The sequence below is a fragment of the Pseudomonas sp. FG47 genome (genome assembly GCF_057809115.1).
Map to the genome: position 1 here is coordinate 209,321 of NZ_JBMDJI010000004.1, position 21,906 is coordinate 231,226.

The 21,906-nt window shown below is 65.6% G+C and carries 18 protein-coding genes; 14 read left to right on the forward strand and 4 right to left on the reverse strand.

The window, feature by feature from the left end; all coding sequences use genetic code 11:
* Window positions 1-25 precede the first annotated feature (25 nt).
* Window positions 26-781, forward strand: a complete 756-nt coding sequence (olsB, locus tag ACODS5_RS06330) for an L-ornithine N(alpha)-acyltransferase (protein ID WP_134691520.1) — start codon at window positions 26-28, stop codon at window positions 779-781.
* Window positions 781-1,563 (forward strand): lysophospholipid acyltransferase family protein, encoded by a 783-nt coding sequence (locus ACODS5_RS06335; protein ID WP_489108231.1) that lies wholly within the window; start codon window positions 781-783, stop codon window positions 1,561-1,563. Before olsB ends, ACODS5_RS06335 begins: the two co-directional genes overlap by 1 nt.
* Window positions 1,564-1,634: 71 nt before the next feature.
* Here ACODS5_RS06335 and ACODS5_RS06340 read toward each other — a convergent pair whose 3' ends face one another.
* Window positions 1,635-2,213, reverse strand: a complete 579-nt coding sequence (locus ACODS5_RS06340; protein ID WP_134691522.1) for an acyl carrier protein phosphodiesterase — start codon at window positions 2,211-2,213, stop codon at window positions 1,635-1,637.
* A 152-nt stretch (window positions 2,214-2,365) separates the two neighbouring features.
* Here ACODS5_RS06340 and ACODS5_RS06345 point away from each other — a divergent pair, with 152 nt between their 5' ends.
* The 3 genes from ACODS5_RS06345 to ACODS5_RS06355 are packed head-to-tail and all read left to right on the forward strand — an operon-like array spanning window position 2,366 to window position 4,919.
* On the forward strand, window positions 2,366-2,668 hold the full coding sequence (locus ACODS5_RS06345) for an ArsR/SmtB family transcription factor (RefSeq protein ID WP_134691523.1): 303 nt from the start codon (window positions 2,366-2,368) through the stop codon (window positions 2,666-2,668).
* Window positions 2,669-2,680: 12 nt separating this feature from the next.
* On the forward strand, window positions 2,681-3,850 hold the full coding sequence (locus ACODS5_RS06350; protein WP_489108232.1) for an MFS transporter: 1,170 nt from the start codon (window positions 2,681-2,683) through the stop codon (window positions 3,848-3,850).
* Window positions 3,851-3,869: 19 nt separating this feature from the next.
* The gene (locus ACODS5_RS06355) at window positions 3,870-4,919 is read left to right on the forward strand and encodes an alkene reductase (RefSeq protein ID WP_489108233.1); all 1,050 of its coding nucleotides are present in this window, start codon (window positions 3,870-3,872) and stop codon (window positions 4,917-4,919) included.
* A 187-nt stretch (window positions 4,920-5,106) separates the two neighbouring features.
* Here the strand turns inward: ACODS5_RS06355 and ACODS5_RS06360 are convergent, their stop codons facing one another.
* The 3 genes from ACODS5_RS06360 to ACODS5_RS06370 all read right to left on the reverse strand — a co-directional run bounded on the left by ACODS5_RS06360 (window position 5,107) and on the right by ACODS5_RS06370 (window position 7,954).
* The gene (locus tag ACODS5_RS06360) at window positions 5,107-5,931 is read right to left on the reverse strand and encodes an ATPase (RefSeq protein ID WP_134691526.1); all 825 of its coding nucleotides are present in this window, start codon (window positions 5,929-5,931) and stop codon (window positions 5,107-5,109) included.
* Window positions 5,932-6,018: 87 nt separating this feature from the next.
* Window positions 6,019-7,014, reverse strand: coding sequence for an NAD-dependent epimerase/dehydratase family protein (locus ACODS5_RS06365; RefSeq protein ID WP_489108234.1), 996 nt, complete (start codon window positions 7,012-7,014; stop codon window positions 6,019-6,021).
* 49 nt (window positions 7,015-7,063) lie between these two features.
* Entirely contained in the window at window positions 7,064-7,954 is an 891-nt protein-coding gene (locus ACODS5_RS06370) for a LysR family transcriptional regulator ArgP (RefSeq protein ID WP_134691528.1), read from the reverse strand.
* Between the two features lie 124 nt (window positions 7,955-8,078).
* Here ACODS5_RS06370 and ACODS5_RS06375 point away from each other — a divergent pair, with 124 nt between their 5' ends.
* The 9 genes from ACODS5_RS06375 (at window position 8,079) to ACODS5_RS06415 (ending at window position 21,716) form a co-directional block, all read left to right on the forward strand.
* Window positions 8,079-8,678 carry a LysE/ArgO family amino acid transporter gene (locus ACODS5_RS06375; protein ID WP_134691529.1) on the forward strand — a complete coding sequence of 200 codons (600 nt, stop codon included), beginning with the start codon at window positions 8,079-8,081 and terminating at the stop codon, window positions 8,676-8,678.
* Window positions 8,679-8,902: 224 nt separating this feature from the next.
* Entirely contained in the window at window positions 8,903-9,499 is a 597-nt protein-coding gene (locus tag ACODS5_RS06380) for a superoxide dismutase (protein WP_134691530.1), read from the forward strand.
* Between the two features lie 267 nt (window positions 9,500-9,766).
* Complete coding sequence (locus ACODS5_RS06385; RefSeq protein ID WP_167659471.1) at window positions 9,767-11,818, forward strand: putative bifunctional diguanylate cyclase/phosphodiesterase; 2,052 nt, start codon at window positions 9,767-9,769, stop codon at window positions 11,816-11,818.
* A gap of 160 nt (window positions 11,819-11,978) precedes the next feature.
* Entirely contained in the window at window positions 11,979-13,313 is a 1,335-nt protein-coding gene (locus tag ACODS5_RS06390; protein WP_489108235.1) for an imelysin family protein, read from the forward strand.
* 312 nt (window positions 13,314-13,625) lie between these two features.
* Window positions 13,626-15,047, forward strand: coding sequence for a di-heme oxidoreductase family protein (locus ACODS5_RS06395; protein WP_489108236.1), 1,422 nt, complete (start codon window positions 13,626-13,628; stop codon window positions 15,045-15,047).
* A gap of 19 nt (window positions 15,048-15,066) precedes the next feature.
* On the forward strand, window positions 15,067-16,131 hold the full coding sequence (locus ACODS5_RS06400) for an imelysin family protein (RefSeq protein ID WP_134691534.1): 1,065 nt from the start codon (window positions 15,067-15,069) through the stop codon (window positions 16,129-16,131).
* A gap of 2 nt (window positions 16,132-16,133) precedes the next feature.
* A complete protein-coding gene (locus ACODS5_RS06405) occupies window positions 16,134-17,231 on the forward strand; it encodes a DUF1513 domain-containing protein (RefSeq protein ID WP_134691535.1) in 1,098 nt (365 codons plus the stop codon).
* Window positions 17,232-17,524: 293 nt separating this feature from the next.
* Complete coding sequence (locus ACODS5_RS06410; protein ID WP_134691536.1) at window positions 17,525-18,667, forward strand: efflux RND transporter periplasmic adaptor subunit; 1,143 nt, start codon at window positions 17,525-17,527, stop codon at window positions 18,665-18,667.
* Between the two features lie 13 nt (window positions 18,668-18,680).
* Complete coding sequence (locus ACODS5_RS06415; protein WP_489108237.1) at window positions 18,681-21,716, forward strand: multidrug efflux RND transporter permease subunit; 3,036 nt, start codon at window positions 18,681-18,683, stop codon at window positions 21,714-21,716.
* The last annotated feature ends 190 nt before the right edge of the window (window positions 21,717-21,906 follow it).

The following is a 21,906-nucleotide window of genomic DNA, read 5'->3' on the forward strand; positions in this document are numbered from 1 at the left end:
TTTGGCTGGCTTATGGAGACTCGCAATGACTCGGATCGCTCGCTCTGGCGACAAAAGCACTGAACGCCGTCTGCAAGCCGAACGCCTGGTCGGCGCCGCGGCCCTGCAGGAAGCACAGGCCCTGCGCTTCAAGGTGTTCAGCGGCGAATTCAAGGCCAAGCTCAAGGGCGCCGAACACGGCCTGGACATGGACGACTATGACATCCACTGCCGCCACATCGGCGTGCGCGACCTGGGCACCGGCCAGTTGGTCGCCACCACCCGCCTGCTCGACCACCAGGCCGCCAGCAGCCTGGGGCGCTTCTACAGCGAAGAAGAGTTCGCCCTGCATGGCCTGTTGCAACTGCAAGGGCCGATCCTCGAACTGGGTCGCACCTGCGTCGACCCAGGCTACCGCAACGGCGGCACCATCGCCGTGCTCTGGGGCGAACTGGCCGAGGTGCTCAACGAAGGCCGCTACAGCTACCTGATGGGTTGCGCCAGCATCCCCATGCAAGACGGTGGCGTGCAAGCCCACGCGATCATGCAGCGCCTGCGCGAACGCTACCTGTGCACCGAGCACCTGCGCGCCGAGCCGAAGAACCCGCTGCCGAGCCTGGCCTTGCCGAACAACGTCATCGCCGAGATGCCGCCGCTGCTCAAGGCCTACATGCGCCTGGGCGCGAAGATCTGCGGCGAGCCATGCTGGGACCAGGACTTCCAGGTCGCCGACGTGTTCATCCTGCTCAAGCGCGACGACCTTTGCCCACGCTACGCCCGTCACTTCAAGGCGGCGGTCTGATGCCGGGCCTGCGGGCAAGCGCCCGCCTGCTGCGGTTGTGCCTGGTGTTGCTCCTGGGGCTGGCCATGGCCAGTATCATCGCCCTGGGCGAGCGCCTGGGCTTGAACGCCTCGCTCGAACGCCGCCAGCGCTGGACAAGGATGTTCATGGGGCGCCTGGTCGCCGCCCTGCCCTTCGACATCCAGATCCAGGGCGGCCTGCCACGACAGCCGATGCTGTGGGTCTGCAACCATGTGTCATGGACCGATATTCCCCTGTTGGGCATGCTCACCCCGCTGTCGTTCCTGTCCAAGGCCGAGGTGCGCCAATGGCCAGTGGCTGGCTGGTTGGCCGAAAAGGCCGGCACCCTGTTCATCCGCCGTGGCGGTGGCGACGCCCAGCGCCTGCGCGAGCAGATCAGCGACCAGTTGCGCGAACAACGGCCGCTGCTGATCTTCCCTGAAGGCACCACCACCGACGGCCGTGCCTTGCGTACCTTCCATGGTCGCCTGCTGGCCGGGGCCATCGATCGGGGTACGCCACTGCAACCGGTGGCGATCCAGTACCTGCGCGAGGGCCAGCCGGACCCGCTGGCGCCGTTCATTGGCGAGGATGACCTGGTGTCACACCTGCTACGGCTGTTTGGCCAGGACCGCGGCGAAGTCGTCATCCACCTGCTGCCGCCCATCGGCAGCGAGGGAAAGGAGCGCGCGGCGCTGGCATTTCAGGCACAACAGGCGATTCAGCTGGCTTTGTTCAGATGCGAGGAGGTCGAGCCGCGTCGATTGGTGAGGGCGGCTTGAGGCAGAAGAGCACGCCTGGGCCGTGACAGGCGCTTGCTGGCCGAAGGGATCGCAGTCAGAGCCCCCAGCCTCTAGTCCTTTCTCCCCGCGGCGGCGAACGCCTGCAACTGCGGATAGAACTCGCGAAAATCCCCCAGCAACGGCTCATACAGGCGTTCCAGCTCCGGCATCACGCCAGCCATGCCCTCAGGGCGCGACAAGCGCCGGGCAATCCCGCCGAACACTTGCTCCAACGTGGCGAAATCCCCGTAGGCCCCTAGCCAGTCATCCTCGGCCATGAAGGGTGCGATGCGTGCCAGCCGTCCTGGCAACACCGGTTCGGCCAGCAGCACCTTGTAGAAAGCATCGGTGAACTGCGCCAGCGGTTGCTGCGCATAGTCGCTCCAGTGTCGCGCCAGACAATGGTCGAAGAACACATCCAGGACGATGCCGGCAAAACGCCGCCGCTCCTGCGGAAAACGCGCCAGCGCCGCCAGCACCACGGGATGGCTATCGGTGTAGCTGTCGATATGCCGATGCAAGCGGATCGCGGCTTCCAGCATGGGCGGGAAGCGCCCCTCGAGCGTGCCCTTGACGAAATCGCCATACAGGCTGCCAAGCAATTGCTGGGGCGCGGGGCCGCCCAGGTGCAGGTGTGCGAGGTAGTTCATGGCGCCAGTCTAGCACCGTGCCCTGCTTCGCCGGCAGGCGCCGATATAGCGTTTGATGCTCGGCTCAGGCCACTTTGGTCTTTGTATATCGTCAAATATCGATATATATTTCGCCCCATCGCGATATAGCGTTACATACCCCGAGCCCAGCCATGCCACTCGATCTCGACGAAATCATCAAAGCCCTGTCGCACCCCGTGCGGCGCGACATCCTCAGTTGGCTCAAGGACCCTGCGACGCAGTTCCCCGACCAGCAGCACAGCACCGAGCATGGTGTCTGCGCCGGACAGATCGACCGACGCTGCGGTCTTTCGCAATCGACCGTCTCCGCCCACCTGGCGACCCTACAACGCGCCGGCCTGATCAGCAGCCAGAAGATCGGCCAGTGGCACTTTTTCAAACGCAACGAGCAGACCATCCAGGCCTTCCTCGCGCAGCTGAGCCAAGCGCTCTGACAAGGACCCGCAATGCCCCTTTCGCTTCTGATCCTGGCGCTCAGCGCCTTCGCCATCGGCACCACCGAGTTCGTCATCATGGGCCTGCTGCCCGATGTCGCCGGTGACCTGGACGTGACTATCCCCGGCGCCGGCTGGCTGGTGACCGGCTACGCCCTGGGCGTGGCCATCGGCGCGCCGTTCATGGCCCTGGCCACCGCCCGCCTGCCGCGCAAGGCCGCGCTGGTTGCGCTGATGGGCGTGTTCATCGTCGGCAACCTGCTGTGCGCGGTGGCCGCCGATTACAACCTGCTGATGTTCGCCCGGGTGGTCACCGCGCTGTGCCACGGCGCGTTCTTCGGCATCGGCTCGGTGGTAGCCGCCAGCCTGGTGCCGGCCAACCGCCGCGCCTCGGCGGTGGCCCTGATGTTCACCGGCCTGACCCTGGCCAACGTGCTCGGCGTGCCGCTGGGCACCGCCCTGGGCCAGGTCGCCGGCTGGCGCTCGACCTTCTGGGCGGTGACCGCCATCGGCGTGGTCGCGCTGCTCGGCCTGATCCGCTACCTGCCGCGTCAGCGCGAGGAGCACAGCGTCGACATGCGCGCCGAGCTGGCCGCGCTCAAAGGCATTGGTATCTGGCTGTCGCTGAGCATGACCGTGCTGTTCGCCGCCTCGATGTTCGCCCTGTTCACCTATGTCGCGCCGCTGCTGGGCGATGTCACCGGCGTTTCACCGCGTGGCGTGACCTGGACCCTGCTGCTGATCGGCCTGGGCCTGACCCTGGGCAACATCCTCGGCGGCAAGCTCGCCGACCGCCGCCTGGGCGCCACGCTGATGGGCGTGTTCGCCACCATGGCCATGGTGTCCACCGCCCTGAGCTGGACCAGCGTCGCCCTGGTGCCGGCCGAGATCACCCTGTTCCTCTGGGCCACCGCCGCCTTCGCCGCCGTGCCGGCGTTGCAGGTGAACGTGGTGACCTATGGCAAGGCCGCGCCTAACCTGGTCTCCACCCTCAACATCGGCGCCTTCAACCTGGGCAACGCCCTGGGCGCCTGGGTTGGCGGCAGCGTCATCGCTCATGGCTTCGGCCTGACCCGCGTGCCCCTGGCCGCCGCGGCACTAGCGGTGCTGGCGCTGATCGTCACCCTGATCACCTTCGGCCAGCGCGGTGGCGACGCCGAGCTGGCCACGGCCTCCCATTGATTTTCACGAGACCCTGCCCATGACTACGCTGTTCGACCCGATCACGCTGGGCGACCTGCAACTGCCCAATCGCATCATCATGGCCCCGTTGACCCGCTGCCGCGCCGATGAAGGCCGCGTGCCCAATGCGTTGATGGCCGAATACTACGTGCAACGCGCCAGTGCCGGGCTGATCCTCAGCGAGGCGACCGCGGTGACACCGATGGGGGTCGGCTACCCCGACACCCCAGGCATCTGGAACGACCAGCAGGTACGTGGCTGGCTCAACGTGACCAAGGCCATCCATGCCGGTGGTGGACGCATCTTCCTGCAACTGTGGCACGTCGGGCGGATTTCCCACCCGTCCTACCTCAACGGCGAAACACCGGTGGCGCCCAGCGCCATCCAGCCCAAGGGCCATGTCAGCCTGGTGCGCCCGCAGAGCGACTACCCGACACCACGGGCCCTGGAAACCGAGGAAATCACCGATATCGTCGAGGCCTACCGCAGCGGCGCCGAGAACGCCAAGGCCGCCGGCTTCGACGGCGTGGAAATCCATGGCGCCAACGGCTACCTGCTCGACCAGTTCCTGCAGAGCAGCACCAACCAGCGCAACGACCGCTACGGCGGCTCGCTGGAAAACCGCGCCCGCTTGCTGCTGGAAGTCACCGACGCGGCCATCGAGGTGTGGGGCCCTGGCCGCGTGGGCGTGCACCTGGCGCCTCGGGCCGACGCCCACGACATGGGCGACTCCGACCGCGCCGAGACCTTCAGCTACGTGGCCCGGGAACTGGGCAAGCGCGGCATCGCCTTCATCTGCTCGCGGGAGAAGGAGGCCGACGACAGCATCGGCCCGCTGATCAAGGCCGCCTTCGGCGGCCCGTACATCGTCAACGAGCGCTTCGACAAGGCCAGCGCCACTGCGGCCCTGGCCAGCGGCCGGGCCGATGCCGTGGCCTTCGGCATCCCGTTCATCGCCAACCCCGACCTGCCGGCACGCCTGGCCGCCGACGCGCCGCTCAATGCGCCGCGTCCAGAGACGTTCTACGCCCAGGGCCCGGTGGGTTACATCGATTATCCGCGGCTGTGACAGCCACCGCCCGGTAGGCGTCAGCCTTGCTGGCGAACCAGGCGACTCGGTGGATGGCACCGGCAAGGCCGGTGTTCGCCGGCAAGGCCGGCTCCTACAACGCCCATGCCTGCCTCAACCCCGTAGGAGCCAGCCTTGCTGGCGAACCAGGCGACTCGGTGTGGATGGCACCGGCCTCGGGGTCGGCTCAGGGCCGGGCGTTGATCTGCTGTTGCAGGTTCTGGATCTGGCTCTGCAAGGTGCTGATGTTGCGGGTGGTCTGGCCGCGGAAGGCGTCGAACTCCTGCACCGAGGCACCGCCGGCCGCTGGCGCCGGGCGGTTGTCGACCTGGCTCTTGAGCACCAGCACATCCTGCTCCAGGCTGGCGATTGCCGCGCTCGGATTGCCCTGTTTCTTCAACGCCGCCACCTCGTTGCTCAGGCTCTTGAGCTGTCCATCCAGCTTGCCGCCGTCCACCTGCCCCGACTTCAGCGCCGTCAACTCGGCGTTCACCGCCTTGAGCTGAGCCTGCAACTGGCCCTGCAACTCGGTCACGGCTTTTTGTTGCTCACGGGTGTCGGCCAGCACCTGCTCCAGGCGCTTGCCCAGGTCGCCCGCCTGGCCTGCAACGCCCTGCTGCTGCTTGCCCTGCTCGGCCAACGAGGCCTGCAACTGGCGAATCTGCAGCTTCAACGCCTCGCTGCCGGTGCTGTTGCTCGACTCGCTGGCCTCGACCTTGCCGCTGATCGCCTGCAAACGCCCGGCGGCTTCTTCGCTGATGCGGGCGAAACTTTCCTGGGTGGCGATCAATTGCTGCTCCATCAGCGAAATCTGCTGGAAGCTCCACCAACCCAGCCCCGCCAGGGCAATGAACGCGGCGCCGAGCAACGCCCACAGCGGCCCATTACTGCGCGCACGCGCGGCCTTCTGGCGGCTGCGCGCCACATGGGCAGGCAACAGTTCGTCATCATCAGGGGTGCCGGCTCGCAGGGTGGGCACTTCGTCAAAATCGTCGTGGGCGTCATTGCGCATGGATGTAGTCAACCGCGGTAGTAGCAAAGAGGCATGAGTATAAACCGCCTGGGCGGCGCACTGATGACCATCATCCAGCCAACAGGTTCAGCGCTGGCCCGGCTGGGCCTGCCACCAGGCGCAGAATTCATCCAGCGCCGCCCACACCTCGACCTTGGGTCGGTAGTCCAGGTACTGGCGGGCGCGGCTGATATCGAGGGTGAAATCGCGGCTCATCACCTGCATCGCGGTACGGCTCAAGGTCGGCTGCGGGCGGCCGGGCCACAGCAGGCAGGCGGCCTCGTTCAGCGCCGCCAGGCTGTAGGCCAGGCCGTAGGAACGGTAGCGGGTAACCTGGGGCAACTGCATGCGACGCATCACGTAGTTGACCACGTCCCACAAGGGCAGCGGGTGACCGTTGCTGATGTTGTAGGCCTGGCCCAACGCCTGCTCCTCGGCGAACAACGCGCTGAGCAAGGCCTCGTTGAGGTTGTGCACGCTGGTGAAGTCGACCTTGTTAAGGCCATTGCCAATGATCGCCACGCGATTCTTGCGCTGCATGTGCATCAGCCGCGGGAAAATGCTCGCATCCCCGGCACCGGTAACAAAGCGCGGGCGCAGCGCCAGAACTTCAAGACCAAACTCCTGGGCGCCGAACACCTTCTGCTCGGCCAGGTGCTTGGTCAGCGCGTAATGATCGTGGAAGCGCCGTGGCACCTGCTCCTCACGAATATCCAGTTGTCCACGGCCATTAAAGTAGATCGACGGCGACGACAGGTGCACCAGGCGCCGCACATGCTCCTTCAGGCAGCCCTCGACCACGTTCTCGGTAAGCACCACGTTGCCCTGGTGGAAGTCCTGGTAGCGCCCCCAGGTGCCCACGGCGCCCGCGCAATGCACCACCGCGTCGACGCCCTGGCACAGGCGCCGGGCCAACTCGGTATCGCCCAGATCGCCAGGGATGAACTGCGCCCCGCGCTTGACCAGGTGCTCCACCCCTTCCGCCCGCCGGCCGTTGACCCGCACCTCCAGGCCTTGCTCCAAGGCAAAGCGCGCAAAGCGCCCGCCGATGAAGCCGCTCGCGCCGGTGACCAGAATTCGCATGTAAGACTCCGCCTTGCCTGATATCGGATGCAACTGACGCACGCCGCGCCTACAACGGCACCAGCCAGTCCCGTGCCGAATGACGCAGGTGTTCGGTCAGTTGGGCGAGCAGTTGCCCGCCATTGCGCCAATGATGCCAGTACAGCGGCACATCGATGGGAGTATCGCGGCAGATTTCCACCAGCTCGCCACGAGCCAGTTGCTCGGCCACCTGCCGTTCAGGCACCAGGCCCCAGCCCAGGCCGGCCTCGGTCATGCGCAAGAAGCCCTCGGAAGACGGACACAGGTGGTGCAGGAAGCCATCCTCGATACCCAGTGAGGCCAGGTAGCGGTGCTGCAGGAAGTCATCGGGGCCGAACACGATCGCCGGGGTCCGCGCCAGGCGCGCGACCTCGAAACCGTTGGGGAAATAGCGCGCCATGAACCCGGGGCTGGCCAGCGCCCGGTAGCGCATCGCCCCCAGCGCCAGGCTGCGCGCGCCGGCCACTGGCCGCTCGCTGCCGCACAGACAAGCCGCCACTTCGCCGGCGCGCATGCGCTTGAGGCCCACGTCCTGGTCCTCGACCACCAGGTCCAGCAGCAACTGCTGCTCGGCGCAAAAGGCCCCTACCGCCCCCGCCCACCAGGTCGCCAGGCTGTCGGCGTTAAGGGCCACGCGCAGGCGCTCGGGCATGCCCTCCTCGTCCAGTGCCGGCACCTGGCGCTGCAAGTCGCGCTCGAGCAAGCGCACCTGCTGCACATGGTTGAGCAACTGGCGGCCGACCTCGGTCGGGCTCGGCGGCGTCGCCCGCACCAGCACTGGTTGCCCGACCCGCGCCTCGAGCAGCTTGATGCGCTGGGAGATGGCCGATTGCGACAGCCCCAGCACCTGGGCCGCACGCTCGAAGCCGGCTTGTTCGATCACCGCGGCGAGGGCTGCAAGCAACTTGTAGTCGAACATCGATTTCTCTAATGACAGATCAGCTCTATTTGTTTTTCTTATACCCGTGTACCCGCCACAATGGCCACATCTTTCTTGCAATCAGCGCCAGCACCAATGTTGGCGCCAGTGGGGTGTTCCTCTCATGTGGCAAAGCTATCTCAACGGCATGCTGGTAGCCTTCGGCCTGATCATGGCCATCGGTGCACAGAACGCTTTCGTCCTGGCCCAGAGCCTGCGCCGCGAGCATCACTTGCCGGTGGCGGCGCTGTGCGTCATTTGCGACGCACTGCTGGTAGCCGCCGGAGTGTTCGGCCTGGCCACGGTATTGGCGCACAATCCGACCTTGCTGGCGGTTGCCCGCTGGGGCGGCGCGCTGTTCCTCATCTGGTACGGCGCCAAGGCCCTGCGCAGCGCCTGTTCGAAACAGAGCCTGCAACATCAGGAAGGCCAGGGCCAACGCTCGCGGCGCGCAGTGCTGCTCAGCGCCCTGGCGGTGACCCTGCTCAATCCTCACGTATACCTGGACACCGTGCTGCTGATCGGCTCGCTCGGTGCCCAGCAGAGCGTGCCTGGGGCTTATGTGGCAGGGGCGGCCAGCGCCTCGTTGGTGTGGTTCTCGACCCTGGCCATCGGCGCCGCCTGGCTGGCGCCGTGGCTGGCCCGCCCAGCGACCTGGCGGCTGCTGGACCTGATGGTGGCCGTGATGATGTTCGCGGTGGCGGCGCAGTTGATTTTCAACTGAAGCTGACGATTCCACGCCTGACCAGACACCACCAGGCCCGCCTGTCGCCCCCGGCGAACCGCTCTGGAACCTCTATTCCCTATAGATGTTGCGTGGTTAAGCGCCAAGGCCGGTGCTATGATCCAGCCCTTGCGTCGCAAAGAGTACAAACTCGCCGACGCTCATGGGCCGCCCGTGATCGGCCTTGCGCAAACCGCAAACAGACCTGAATCAGGAGATCCACCATGGCTTTTGAATTGCCGCCGCTGCCTTACGCCCACGATGCCCTGCAGCCGCACATCTCCAAGGAAACCCTGGAGTTCCACCACGACAAGCACCACAACACCTATGTCGTGAACCTGAACAACCTGGTCCCAGGCACCGAATTCGAAGGCAAGACCCTGGAAGAGATCGTCAAGACCTCTTCGGGCGGCATCTTCAACAACGCCGCTCAAGTCTGGAACCACACCTTCTACTGGAACTGCCTGGCGCCAAACGCCGGCGGCCAACCGACCGGTGCCCTGGCCGAGGCCATCAACGCCGCCTTCGGTTCCTTCGACAAGTTCAAGGAAGAGTTCACCAAGGTTTCCGTCGGCACCTTCGGCTCCGGCTGGGGCTGGCTGGTGAAGAAAGCCGACGGTTCCCTGGCCCTGGCCAGCACCATCGGCGCCGGCAACCCGCTGACCAGCGGCGACACCCCGCTGCTGACCTGCGACGTCTGGGAACACGCCTACTACATCGACTACCGCAACCTGCGTCCGAAGTACGTCGAGGCGTTCTGGAACCTGGTCAACTGGAAGTTCGTTGCCGAGCAGTTCGAAGGCAAGACCTTCAAGGCCTGAGTATTTCAGTGCTGCACCAGAAACCCGGCCTTGCGCCGGGTTTTTTTATGCCGGAGCCGACACCTGCCGAGCGATTTGTCCGCCCGGGGCCTCGCCCCTCTTGCTCAGCCGGCATAGCGCGCTAACATCAACTTCTGGAAAGTTGACGCAGCGCACTCAAGTCGCATGACCGCCCAACCGATACAGAGCCAAGGGCACATCGGTCGATAGTCTGTCGCCATGGTTGATGGCAAAATAATGGCATGCGCATGGATTAAGGAAACCCCATTGAAGCTGGAATTTCGCAACAGCTTGTCGGTCAAGTTGCTCAGGGTGGTGTTGCTCTCGGCGTTGGCTGTCGGCGTCGTGCTCAGCTGTGCGCAGATCGTCTATGACGCCTACAAGACCCGCCAGTCGGTGAACAACGACGCCCAGCGCATCCTCGACATGTTCCGCGACCCCTCGACCCAGGCGGTGTACAGCCTCGACCGGGAAATGGGCATGCAAGTGATGGAAGGCCTGTTCCAGGACGACGCCGTGCGCATGGCCTCCATCGGCCACCCCAACGAAACCATGCTGGCGGAAAAGTCCCGGCCGCTGCAGGACATGTCCATGCGCTGGCTGACCGACCTGATCCTCGGCCAGGAACGCACCTACACCACGCAACTGGTCGGTCGCGGCCCCTACAGCGAATATTACGGCGACCTGAGCATCACCCTCGACACTTCCAGCTACGGCGAAGGGTTCCTGATCAACGCGGTGATCATCTTCATCTCCGGAGTGCTGCGCGCACTGGCCATGGGCCTGGTGCTGTACCTGGTCTACCACTGGCTGCTGACCAAGCCGCTGTCGAAGATCATCGAGCACCTCACCCAGATCAACCCCGATCGCCCCAGCCAGCACCAGATCCCGCAGCTCAAGGGCCACGAACGCAACGAGCTGGGCATCTGGGTCAACACCGCCAACCAACTGCTGGCCTCCATCGAGCGCAACACCCACCTGCGCCATGAAGCCGAGAACAGCCTGCAGCGCATGGCCCAATACGACTTCCTCACCGGCCTGCCCAACCGCCAGCAACTGCAGCAGCAACTGGACAAGATCCTGGTCGACGGCGGTCGCCTGCAACGCCGGGTCGCCGTGCTGTGCGTGGGCCTGGACGACTTCAAGGGCATCAACGAGCAGTTCAGCTACCAGGTCGGCGACCAACTGCTGCTGGCCCTGGCCGACCGCCTGCGCGCCCACAGCGGCCGCCTCGGCGCCCTGGCGCGCCTGGGCGGCGACCAGTTCGCCCTGGTCCAGGCCAACATCGAGCAACCCTACGAGGCCGCCGAACTGGCCCAGAGCATTCTCGACGACCTCGAGGCGCCGTTCGACCTCGACCAGCAGCAGATCCGCCTGCGCGCCACCATCGGCATTACCTTGTTCCCCGAGGACGGCGACAGCACCGAGAAACTGCTGCAAAAGGCCGAGCAGACCATGACCCTGGCCAAGGCCCGCTCGCGCAACCGCTACCAGTTCTACATCGCCAGCGTCGACAGCGAGATGCGCCGACGCCGCGAGCTGGAAAAGGACCTGCGCGAAGCCCTGCCACGCAACCAGCTGTACCTGGTGTACCAGCCGCAGATCAGCTACCGCGACCACCGTGTGGTCGGCGTCGAGGCCCTGCTGCGCTGGCAGCACCCAGAGCTGGGCATGGTCCCGCCCGACCAGTTCATTCCCCTGGCCGAGCAGAACGGCAGCATCATCAGTATCGGCGAATGGGTGCTCGACCAGGCCTGCCGGCAACTGCGCGAGTGGCACGACCTGGGCTTCGGCGAGCTGCGCATGGCGGTCAACCTGTCCACCGTGCAGCTGCACCACAACGAGCTGCCACGGGTGGTCAACAACCTGCTGCAGGCCTACCGCCTGCCGCCGCGCAGCCTGGAGCTGGAAGTCACCGAGACCGGCCTGATGGAAGACATCAGCACCGCCGCCCAGCACCTGCTCAGCCTGCGCCGCTCCGGCGCGTTGATCGCCATCGACGACTTCGGCACCGGCTACTCCTCGCTCAGCTACCTGAAGTCGCTGCCGCTGGACAAGATCAAGATCGACAAGAGCTTCGTCCAGGACCTGCTCGACGACGATGACGACGCCACCATCGTTCGTGCCATCATCCAACTGGGCAAGAGCCTGGGCATGCAGGTGATCGCCGAGGGCGTGGAAACCGCCGAGCAGGAAAGCTACATCATTGCCCAGGGTTGTCACGAGGGTCAGGGCTACCACTACAGCAAGCCGCTGTCGGCCCGCGAGCTGACCCACTTCCTCAAGCAGGCGCAACGCGACCAGGTGTCCGCGCTGTAACGCCCGGCGGGCCTTGGCGCCAGCGGACGAACGGGCGTTTGCATGAAATGCGCGCCCGACCCTTTACAGCAAATGCAAATCTTTCGCATGATGTCACGGTTTCGCGTGCCACGGCGCACGGCCCACCCTTGGTCCCACCACACGACGCAGGAAACCAACAATGATTCGAATGCCTCTGGCCTCCGCCAGTCTGCTGGCCATCGCCATCGCCCTCGCCGGTTGCGGCGAAGGCAAGGATGACAAGGCCGCCGCGCCGCAAGCCCAGGCACCTGCCGCCGCCAGCACCAGCGCAACGCCAGGCACGGTCGACGAAGCCGCCGCCAAGGCGGTGGTCAAGCATTACGCCGAAATGGTCCATGCCGTGTACAGCGACTCGCTGAGCACCGCCAAGCAGCTGCAAAGCGCAGTCGACGCCTTCCTCGCCAAGCCCGACGACCAGACCCTCAAGGCCGCCAAGGACGCCTGGGCCGCCGCCCGTGTGCCTTACCTGCAAAGCGAAGTGTTCCGCTTCGGCAACACCATCATCGACGACTGGGAAGGCCAGGTGAACGCCTGGCCCCTGGACGAAGGCCTGATCGACTACGTCGACAAGAGCTACGAGCACGCCCTGGGCAACCCGGCGGCCAACGCCAACATCATCGCCAACACCGAGATCCAGGTTGGCGAAGACAAGATCGACGTCAAGGACATCACCCCCGAGAAGCTGGCCACCCTCAACGAGCTGGGCGGTTCCGAGGCCAACGTCGCCACCGGCTATCACGCCATCGAATTCCTGCTTTGGGGCCAGGACCTCAACGGCACCGGCCCAGGCGCGGGCAACCGCCCGGCCTCGGACTATCTCGAAGGCAAGGGTGCCACCGGCGGGCATAACGACCGTCGCCGCGCGTACCTGAAGGCCGTGACCGACCTGCTGGTCAAGGACCTCGAGGAAATGGTCGGCAACTGGGCGCCGAACGTCGCCGACAACTACCGCGCCACCCTGGAGAACGAGCCAGGCAACGACGGCCTGCGCAAGATGCTGTTCGGCATGGGCAGCCTGTCGCTGGGCGAACTGGCCGGCGAGCGCATGAAGGTCTCGCTGGAAGCCAACTCGCCGGAAGACGAGCATGACTGCTTCAGCGACAACACCCACTACTCGCACTTCTACGACGCCAAGGGCATCCGCAATGTCTACCTGGGCGAGTACACCCGCGTCGACGGCAGCAAGCTGAGCGGCCCAAGCCTGTCGTCGCTGGTAGCCAAGGCCGACCCGGCCACCGACGCCACCCTCAAGGCCGACCTGGAGGCCACCGAGGCCAAGATCCAGGTGATCGTCGACCACGCCCTCAAGGGCGAGCACTACGACCAACTGATCGCCGCCGACAACGCCGCCGGCAACCAGATCGTGCGTGACGCCATCGCCTCGCTGGTCAAGCAGACCGGCGCGATCGAGCAAGCAGCGGGCAAGCTGGGGATCAGCAACCTGAACCCGGATAACGCCGATCACGAGTTCTGATCAGCGCCAGCGGTTCAACAGAGGCGGCCTTCGGGCCGCCTTTTTCATTTCCAGCATCACCATCGCCCCCTGTAGGAGCGGCCTTGAGTCGCGAAAGGGCTGCAAAGCAGCCCCAGGCTCTGTGCATCAACGCGAATAACCCGGGGCCGCGCTGCGGCCCTTTCGCGACTCAAGGCCGCTCCTACAGGTACCGTGCTCGCCGATAGGCCAACTGACATTGATTTCATCCAGCAATTGCAAATTGCTCTTATTCAAACACCCCCGGCCTGATAAGCTTGCACGCCGGTTTTTCGCCCATGCCCAGGATCCTCGATGTCCGTGCTCCGCCTAAGCCCCCTGCTGCTGGCCCTCGCCCTCGCCGCCTGTGACGACGCCCCGCGTTTCACCCAGGCCGAGCCCGGCGAAGCCCTCGCCGGCGGCAAGGCAACCGTGCAGCGCAGTGACCGCAACGCCTACTCGCTGCCCTCGGCCAACCTCAGCCCCGAGCGACGCCTGGACTTCGCGGTGGGCAACAGCTTCTTCCGCAACCCCTGGGTCATCGCCCCGTCCACCACCACCGCCCGCGACGGCCTTGGCCCACTGTTCAACACCAACGCCTGCCAGAACTGCCACGTGCGCGACGGCCGCGGCCACCCGCCCGAGCCAGGTGACAGCAACGCGGTGTCGATGCTGGTGCGCCTGTCGATCCCCGACCAGCCGTACTACGCCCGCGAAATCGAGCGCCTGGGCGTGGTCCCCGAGCCGGTCTACGGCACGCAGTTGCAGGACATGGCCATTCCCGGCGTAGCGCCGGAGGGCAAGGTGCGGGTGAGCTACGACCTGCACACCGTCACCTTCAAGGATGGTCATGCGGTCGAACTGCGCCGCCCGAGCCTGCAGATCAGCCAGCTTGGCTACGGCCCGCTGCATCCGGACACGCGCTTCTCGGCGCGGGTCGCCCCGCCGATGATCGGCCTTGGCCTGCTCGAGGCGATCGCCGAGGCCGACCTGCTCGCCAACGAAGACCCGGACGATCGCAACCGCGACGGCATTCGCGGGCGCGCCAACCGGGTATGGGACGATGCCCAGGGCAAGACCGTGGTCGGACGCTTCGGCTGGAAAGCCGGGCAGCCCAACGTCAACCAGCAGAATGTGCACGCCTTCGCCGGCGACATGGGCCTGACCACCGGCCTGCTGCCAAAGGACGACTGCACCCCGGCGCAGGTCGCCTGTCTGGCCGCGCCCAACGGCGATGGCCAAGGCGGCGAGAAGGAGGTCAGCGATAACATCCTGCGCCTGGTCACCTTCTACACCCGCAACCTCGGCGTCCCGGCCCGCCGCGACGTCGGCGCACCCCAGGTGCTGGCCGGTAAGAACCTGTTCTTCCAGGCGGGCTGCCAGGCCTGCCATACCCCGCAGTTCACCACCGCCGCCGACGCCGCCGAACCGGAGCTGGCCGGGCAGGTGATCCGCCCCTACAGCGACTTGCTGCTGCATGACATGGGCCCGGGGCTGAGCGACGAACGCACCGAATTTGCCGCCAACGGCCAGGACTGGCGCACCCCACCGCTGTGGGGCATCGGCCTGAGCCAGACGGTCAGCGGCCACAGCCAGTTCCTGCATGACGGCCGCGCCCGCAACCTCCTCGAAGCCGTGCTCTGGCACGGCGGCGAAGCCCAGGCGGCGCGCGACCATGTACTGACGTTCAATGCCGAGCAGCGCGCCGCGTTGCTGGCCTTTTTGAATTCACTTTAAAACGCACAAGGAGCCGGGCATGTTCCGACCCAAACTGTTGTTCACCAGCCTCGCCGCCCTCGCCCTCGGCGCCTGCTCGCCGCAGGACCCGCAAGCGCTGACCTCGGCCGCTATCGCCAAGCAGGTGATCCTGCCGACCTACAGCCGCTGGGTCGAAGCCGACCGCATGTTGGCCGCCAGCGCCCTGGCCTATTGCGAAGGCAAGGAGAACCTGGAAAAAGCCCGCGCCGACTTCCTCAACGCGCAAAAGGCCTGGGCCGAACTGCAACCGCTGCTGGTCGGCCCGCTGGCCGAAGGCAACCGCGCCTGGCAGGTGCAGTTCTGGCCAGACAAGAAGAACCTGGTGGGCCGCCAGGTCGAGCAACTGGTCGCTGCCGACAAACCAGTGGACGCCGAGTCGCTGGGCAAGGCCAGCGTCGTGGTGCGCGGCCTGTCGGCTTACGAATACATCCTGTTCGACAGCAAGCCGGACATCGCCACGGCCGAGCAGAAGGCCCGCTACTGCCCGCTGCTGGTGGCCATCGGCGAACATCAGAAGGCCTTGGCCGAAGAAATCCTCAAGGGCTGGAACAGCACCGACGGCATGCTCTCGCAGATGACCAAGTTCCCCAACCAGCGCTATGCCGACTCCCACGAGGCCATCGCCGACCTGCTGCGCGCCCAGGTCACCGCCCTGGACACCCTGAAGAAAAAGCTCGGCGCGCCAATGGGCCGCCTGAGCAAGGGCATCGCGCAGCCGCTGCAGGCCGAAGCCTGGCGCAGCCATTCTTCGATCAAGAGCCTGGAAGCCTCGCTCAAGGCCGCCCAGACCGTATGGGTCGGGGTCGACAACCAGGGCCTGCGCGGCCTGCTGGGCAGGGATCAGGCGCCACTGGCGCAGAAGATCGACGACGCCTACGCCAATGCCCTCAAGCTGCTGGGCGACAACCAGAAGACCCTGGGCGAACTGCTGGCCGACGACGCTGGCAAGCAAACCCTCAACCAGATCTACGATGCCCTCAACGTCGTCCACCGCCTGCACGAAGGCGAGCTGGCCAAGGCGCTGAACATCCAGCTGGGCTTCAATGCCAACGACGGTGACTGATCATGCTGCGACGCCAGGCCCTGAAACTCGGTAGCGTATTGCTCAGCGCCCTGACCTTGGGCGGCTGGAGCCTGTTTCGCAACAAAGGCAGCGAACCCTTGCTGCTCTCGGCGCGCGACGACGGCGACGGCAGGCATTATGCCGTCGGGTTCCGCCTGGACGGCACCCAGGTGTTCAGCACCCAGGTGACCCAGCGTTGCCACGCGATCATCAACCACCCTTCGCTGCCCATCGCCCTGTTCGTCGCCCGTCGGCCCGGTACCGAAAGCTACCTGGTCGACCTGCGTGACGGGCGCCTGCTGCAGACCGTCGCCTCGCAGCCACACCGGCATTTTTATGGCCATGCGGTGATCCACCAGGATGGCGAGTGGCTGTATGCCACCGAGAACGACACCCGCGACCCTGGGCGCGGCGTGCTCGGTGTCTACCGCTTCGAAGGCGAACGCCTGGTGCACAGTGGCGAGATCCCGACCCACGGCATCGGTCCCCACGAAGTGGCGTGGCTGCCGGACGGCGAGACCTTGGTAGTGGCCAACGGCGGCATCCGCACCGAGGCCGAGAGCCGGGTCGAGATGAACCTCGATGCCATGGAGCCGAGCCTGGTGCTGATGCAGCGCGATGGCACCCTGCTGAGCAAGGAGACCCTGGCCCAGCAGATGAACAGCGTGCGCCACCTGGCGGTGGGCAGCGACGGCACCATCGCCGCCTGCCAGCAGTTCATGGGCAGCGCGCACGAGACCGCCGAGCTGCTGGCGATCAAGCGCCCGGGCGAGCCGTTCAAGGCCTTCCCGGTGCCCGAGCGGCAATTGCAGGCGATGGCCCAGTACACCGCCAGCGTGGCTATCCACAGCGACCTGCGCCTGGTGGCGCTGACCGCCCCGCGAGCCAACCGCCTGTTCATCTGGGACCTGGACAGCGGCGCGGTCAAGCTCGACGCGCCGATGCCCGACTGCGCCGGGGTCGGGGCGGTGAAGGATGGCTTTGTGGTGACCTCCGGGCAAGGCCGCTGCCGCTTCTACGATTGCCGCCAGGCTGAGTTGATCGGCCAGCCGATGAACCTGCCGTCCGGGTTCTGGGACAACCACCTGCACCTGGCCTGATGTCGCGGGCAAGCCCTGTGCGCCTCCTGTAGGAGCCAGCCTTGCTGGCGAACCAGGCGACGCGGTGCCTGGCACCGGCTGCGCCGGTGTTCGCGGCTGAAGCCGCTCCCACAAGGATCGCGCCAGGGCGAGACAGTTGTTCCCTCACAGGCCCACCCTGGCCTCGCAATTCGGCCCTCGCCGGCTTGTTCCTCCCCTTTTCGCAAAAAACGACAATACTTTCCCCACCGCACGTGGGTCGCATCGCCCGTGGTCGTGCCCGCTGCCTAACCTCGCATCCAGGGAACCGGACCATGTTGCGCCGCCGCATGCTGATCATGTTGGCCGTCGTCCTGCTGATGGTATTGATCCTGGGAGGCATCAAGGCCTTTTCCATCTACCAGCAGGTGCAGATGTTTTCCCAACCCAAGCCGCCGGTCAGTGTCGCCGCGGCCCAGGCCGAGCTGCGCCAGTGGCAGGAGCGCCTACCGGCGGTCGGCAGCCTCAAGGCCTACCAGGGTGTAGAGCTGAGCCTGGAAGTGGCCGGCACGGTCAAGTCGCTGCATTTCCAATCCGGCCAGCAGGTCAAGGCCGGGCAACTGCTGCTGCAATTGGACAGCGATCAGGAAACCGCCCTGCTCGGCACCGCCCAGGCCGATCTGGGCCTGGCCAAGGTCGACTTCGGCCGCGGCAGCCAGCTGGTCGGCGACTCGGCCATCTCCCGCGGTGAATTCGACCGCCTCACCGCCCAGTACCGGCGTAACCAGGCGGTAGTCGACCAGCTCAAGGCCTCGCTGGCGAAAAAGAGCATCAGTGCCCCGTTCAGTGGCACCATCGGCATCCGCCAGGTGGATGTCGGTGCCTACCTGGCCAGCGGCACGGTGATCGCCACCCTGCAGGACCTGTCCAGCCTCTACGTCGACTTCAACGTGCCCGAACAGGCCCTGCCCCAGCTGAACCTGGGCCAGCGGGTGCTGGCCCAGGTGGCCGCCTACCCCGGCCAGACCTTCCCCGCCAGCCTCAGTGCGATCAACCCCAAGGTCGACGAGAACACCCGCAACCTGCTGCTCCGCGCCACCCTGGCCAACCCCGACGGCAAGCTGCTGCCGGGCATGTTCGCCAGCCTCCAGGTGCTGTTGCCCGACCCGCAACCGCAAGTGGTGGTGCCCGAGAACGCCATCACCTACACCCTGTATGGCAACTCGGTGTACCGGGTCAGCCAGAAGCACAACGAGGACGGCCAGGCGCAGCACGATGCCGAGGGTCAGCCCAGCCTGATTGTCGAGCAACGTACCGTGCAGACCGGCGAGCGCCGAGAGGGCTGGGTGGTGATACTCAAGGGCCTGCAGGCCGGCGACCAGGTGGTGACCGCCGGCCAGCTCAAGCTCAGCCCAGGCGCGGCGATCCGCATCAGCGCCGACCAGGCCCTCAAGCCCGCCGCGCCGGGCGCGAACTGAACGGGAGGCTGGCATGGCGTTCACCGACCCGTTCATCCGCCGCCCGGTACTGGCCAGCGTGGTCAGCCTGCTGATCCTGCTGCTGGGGCTGCAAGCCTGGAGCAAGCTGCAGATCCGCCAGTACCCGCAAATGGAAAACGCCCTGATCACGGTGACCACCGCCTACCCCGGGGCCAACGCCGAGACCATCCAGGGCTATATCACCCAACCCCTGCAACAAAGCCTGGCCAGCGCCGACGGCATCGACTACATGACGTCGGTGAGCCGGCAGAACTTCTCGATCATCTCGGTCTACGCACGCATCGGCGCCGACAGCGACCGCCTGTTCACCCAGTTGCTGGCCAAGGCCAACGAGGTGCGCAACAAGCTGCCCCAGGACTCCGAAGACCCGGTGCTGAGCAAGGAGGCGGCCGACGCCTCGGCACTGATGTACCTGAGTTTCTACAGCCAGCAGATGAGCAATCCGCAGATCACCGATTACCTGTCGCGGGTGATCCAGCCCAAGCTGGCGACCTTGCCGGGCATGGCCGAGGCCGAGATCCTCGGCAACCAGGTGTTCGCCATGCGCATCTGGATCGACCCGGTGAAGCTGGCCGGCTTCGGCCTGTCGGCGGTGGATGTGACCAATGCCGTGCGCCGCTACAACTTCCTCGCCGCTGCCGGCGAGGTGAAGGGCGAGTACGTGGTCACCAGCATCAACGCCACCACCGAGCTCAAGTCCGCCGAGGCCTTCGCCGCCCTGCCGCTCAAGACCGCCGGCGACACCCGGGTGCTGCTCGGCGATGTGGCGCGGGTGGAGATGGGCGCGGAGAACTACGACACGGTCAGTTCCTTCGACGGCACGCCGTCGGTGTACATCGGTATCAAGGCCACCCCGGCGGCCAACCCGCTGGAGGTGATCAAGCAAGTGCGCCGGCTCATGCCACAGCTGGAGCAAGAGCTGCCGTCCAACCTCAAGGTGTCGATCGCCTACGACGCCACGCTGTTCATCCAGGCCTCCATCGACGAGGTGATCAAGACCCTCGGCGAGGCGGTGCTGATCGTCATCGTCGTGGTGTTCCTGTTTCTCGGCGCGCTGCGCTCGGTGCTGATCCCGGTGGTGACCATCCCGCTGTCGATGATCGGCGTGCTGTTCTTCATGCAGATGATGGGCTACTCGCTGAACCTGCTGACGCTGCTGGCCATGGTCCTGGCCATCGGCCTGGTGGTGGACGACGCCATCGTCGTGGTGGAGAACATCCACCGTCATATCGAGGAAGGCAAGACACCGCGCCAAGCCGCCTTGGAAGGCGCCCGCGAGATCGCGGTGCCGGTGGTGTCGATGACCATCACCTTGGCGGCGGTGTACGCGCCGATCGGCTTTCTCACCGGGCTGACCGGCGCGCTGTTCAAGGAGTTCGCCCTGACCCTGGCCGGTGCGGTAGTGATCTCCGGCGTGGTGGCCCTGACCTTGTCGCCGATGATGTGCGCCCTGTTGCTACGCCACGAACAGAACCCCAGCGGCCTGGCCCACCGCCTGGACCTGATCTTCGATAGCCTGAAGGTGCGCTACCAACGCCTGTTGCACGGCACCCTGGACAGCCGCCCGGTGGTGCTGGTGTTCGCCGTGCTGATTTTGTGCCTGATCCCGGTGCTGCTGATGTTCACCCGCAACGAACTGGCCCCGGACGAGGACCAGGGGGTGATCTTCATGATGAGCAGCTCGCCGCAGACCGCCAACCTGGACTACCTCAACGCCTACACTGACCAGTTCACCCCACTGTTCAAGCGCTTCCCCGAGTACTACTCGTCGTTCCAGATCAACGGCTTCAATGGCGTGCAAAGCGGTATCGGCGGGTTTCTGCTCAAGCCGTGGAACGAGCGCGAACGTACGCAGATGCAGCTGCTGCCGCTGGTGCAGGCACAGCTTGAGCAGATTGGCGGCCTGCAGATCTTTGGTTTCAACCTGCCATCGCTGCCCGGCACTGGCGAGGGCCTGCCGTTCCAGTTCGTGATCAACACCGCCGGCGACTATCCGGCCCTGCTGGATGTGGCCCAGCGGGTCAAGGAGCGTGCCCAGGCCTCGGGCAAGTTCGCTTTCCTCGATATCGACCTGGCCTTCGACAAGCCTGAGGTGGTGGTCGACATCGACCGGGCCAAGGCCGCGCAGATGGGCGTATCGATGGACACCCTGGGCGGCACCCTGGCCACGCTGCTGGGCGAGGGCGAGATCAACCGCTTCACCCTCGAGGGCCGCAGCTACAAGGTGATTGCCCAGGTGGAGCGGCCCTACCGGGCCAATCCTGGCTGGCTGAACAACTACTACGTGAAGAACGAGCAGGGCCAGTTGTTGCCGCTGTCGACCCTGATCAGCCTCAGCGACCGCGCCCGGCCGCGTCAGCTCAACCAGTTCCAGCAGCTCAACTCGGCGATTATCCAGGGGGTGCCGATGGTCAGCATCGGCGAGGCACTGGAGACCGTGCGCGCCATTACCCGCGAGGAAGCGCCGGAGGGCTTTTCGGTGGACTATGCCGGGGCGGCGCGGCAGTTCGTCCAGGAGGGTAGCGCGCTGTGGGTGACCTTTGGCTTGGCGCTGGCGATCATCTTCCTGGTGCTGGCGGCGCAATTCGAGAGTTTCCGTGATCCGCTGGTGATTCTGGTGACCGTGCCGCTGTCCATCTGCGGGGCGCTGCTGCCGTTGTTCCTGGGGGTGTCGAGCATGAATATCTATACCCAGGTGGGGTTGGTGACCTTGATCGGGCTGATCACCAAGCATGGGATTCTCATTGTCGAATTTGCCAACCAGCTGCGGGAGGAGAAGGGGCTTGGGGTGCGGGAGGCGATCGAGGAAGCGGCGGCGATTCGGCTGCGGCCGGTGCTGATGACCACCGCGGCCATGGTGTTTGGCATGGTGCCCCTGATTCTGGCGACGGGGGCGGGGGCGGTGAGTCGGTTCGATATCGGGACGGTGATTGCTACCGGGATGTCGATTGGGACGCTGTTTACGTTGTTTGTGTTGCCCTGCATTTATACGGTTTTGGCGCATAAGGGGGGGCGGGGTTGGGGGTAATGGGGTCGGGTTTAGGCTCGAGTGATTGTATTGATTTTTTTATGCTCATTCGAAGATGATGTCGACATTTATTCACCTTTTCGCCTTTACGGCGACCTACTTTTGCACGCGGGCAAAAGTAGGCAAAAACCGCTGGCTCCATTCATCCGGCCCCTACGCTTCGCTCCGGGGTTCCCTCGCTCCGTTCTTG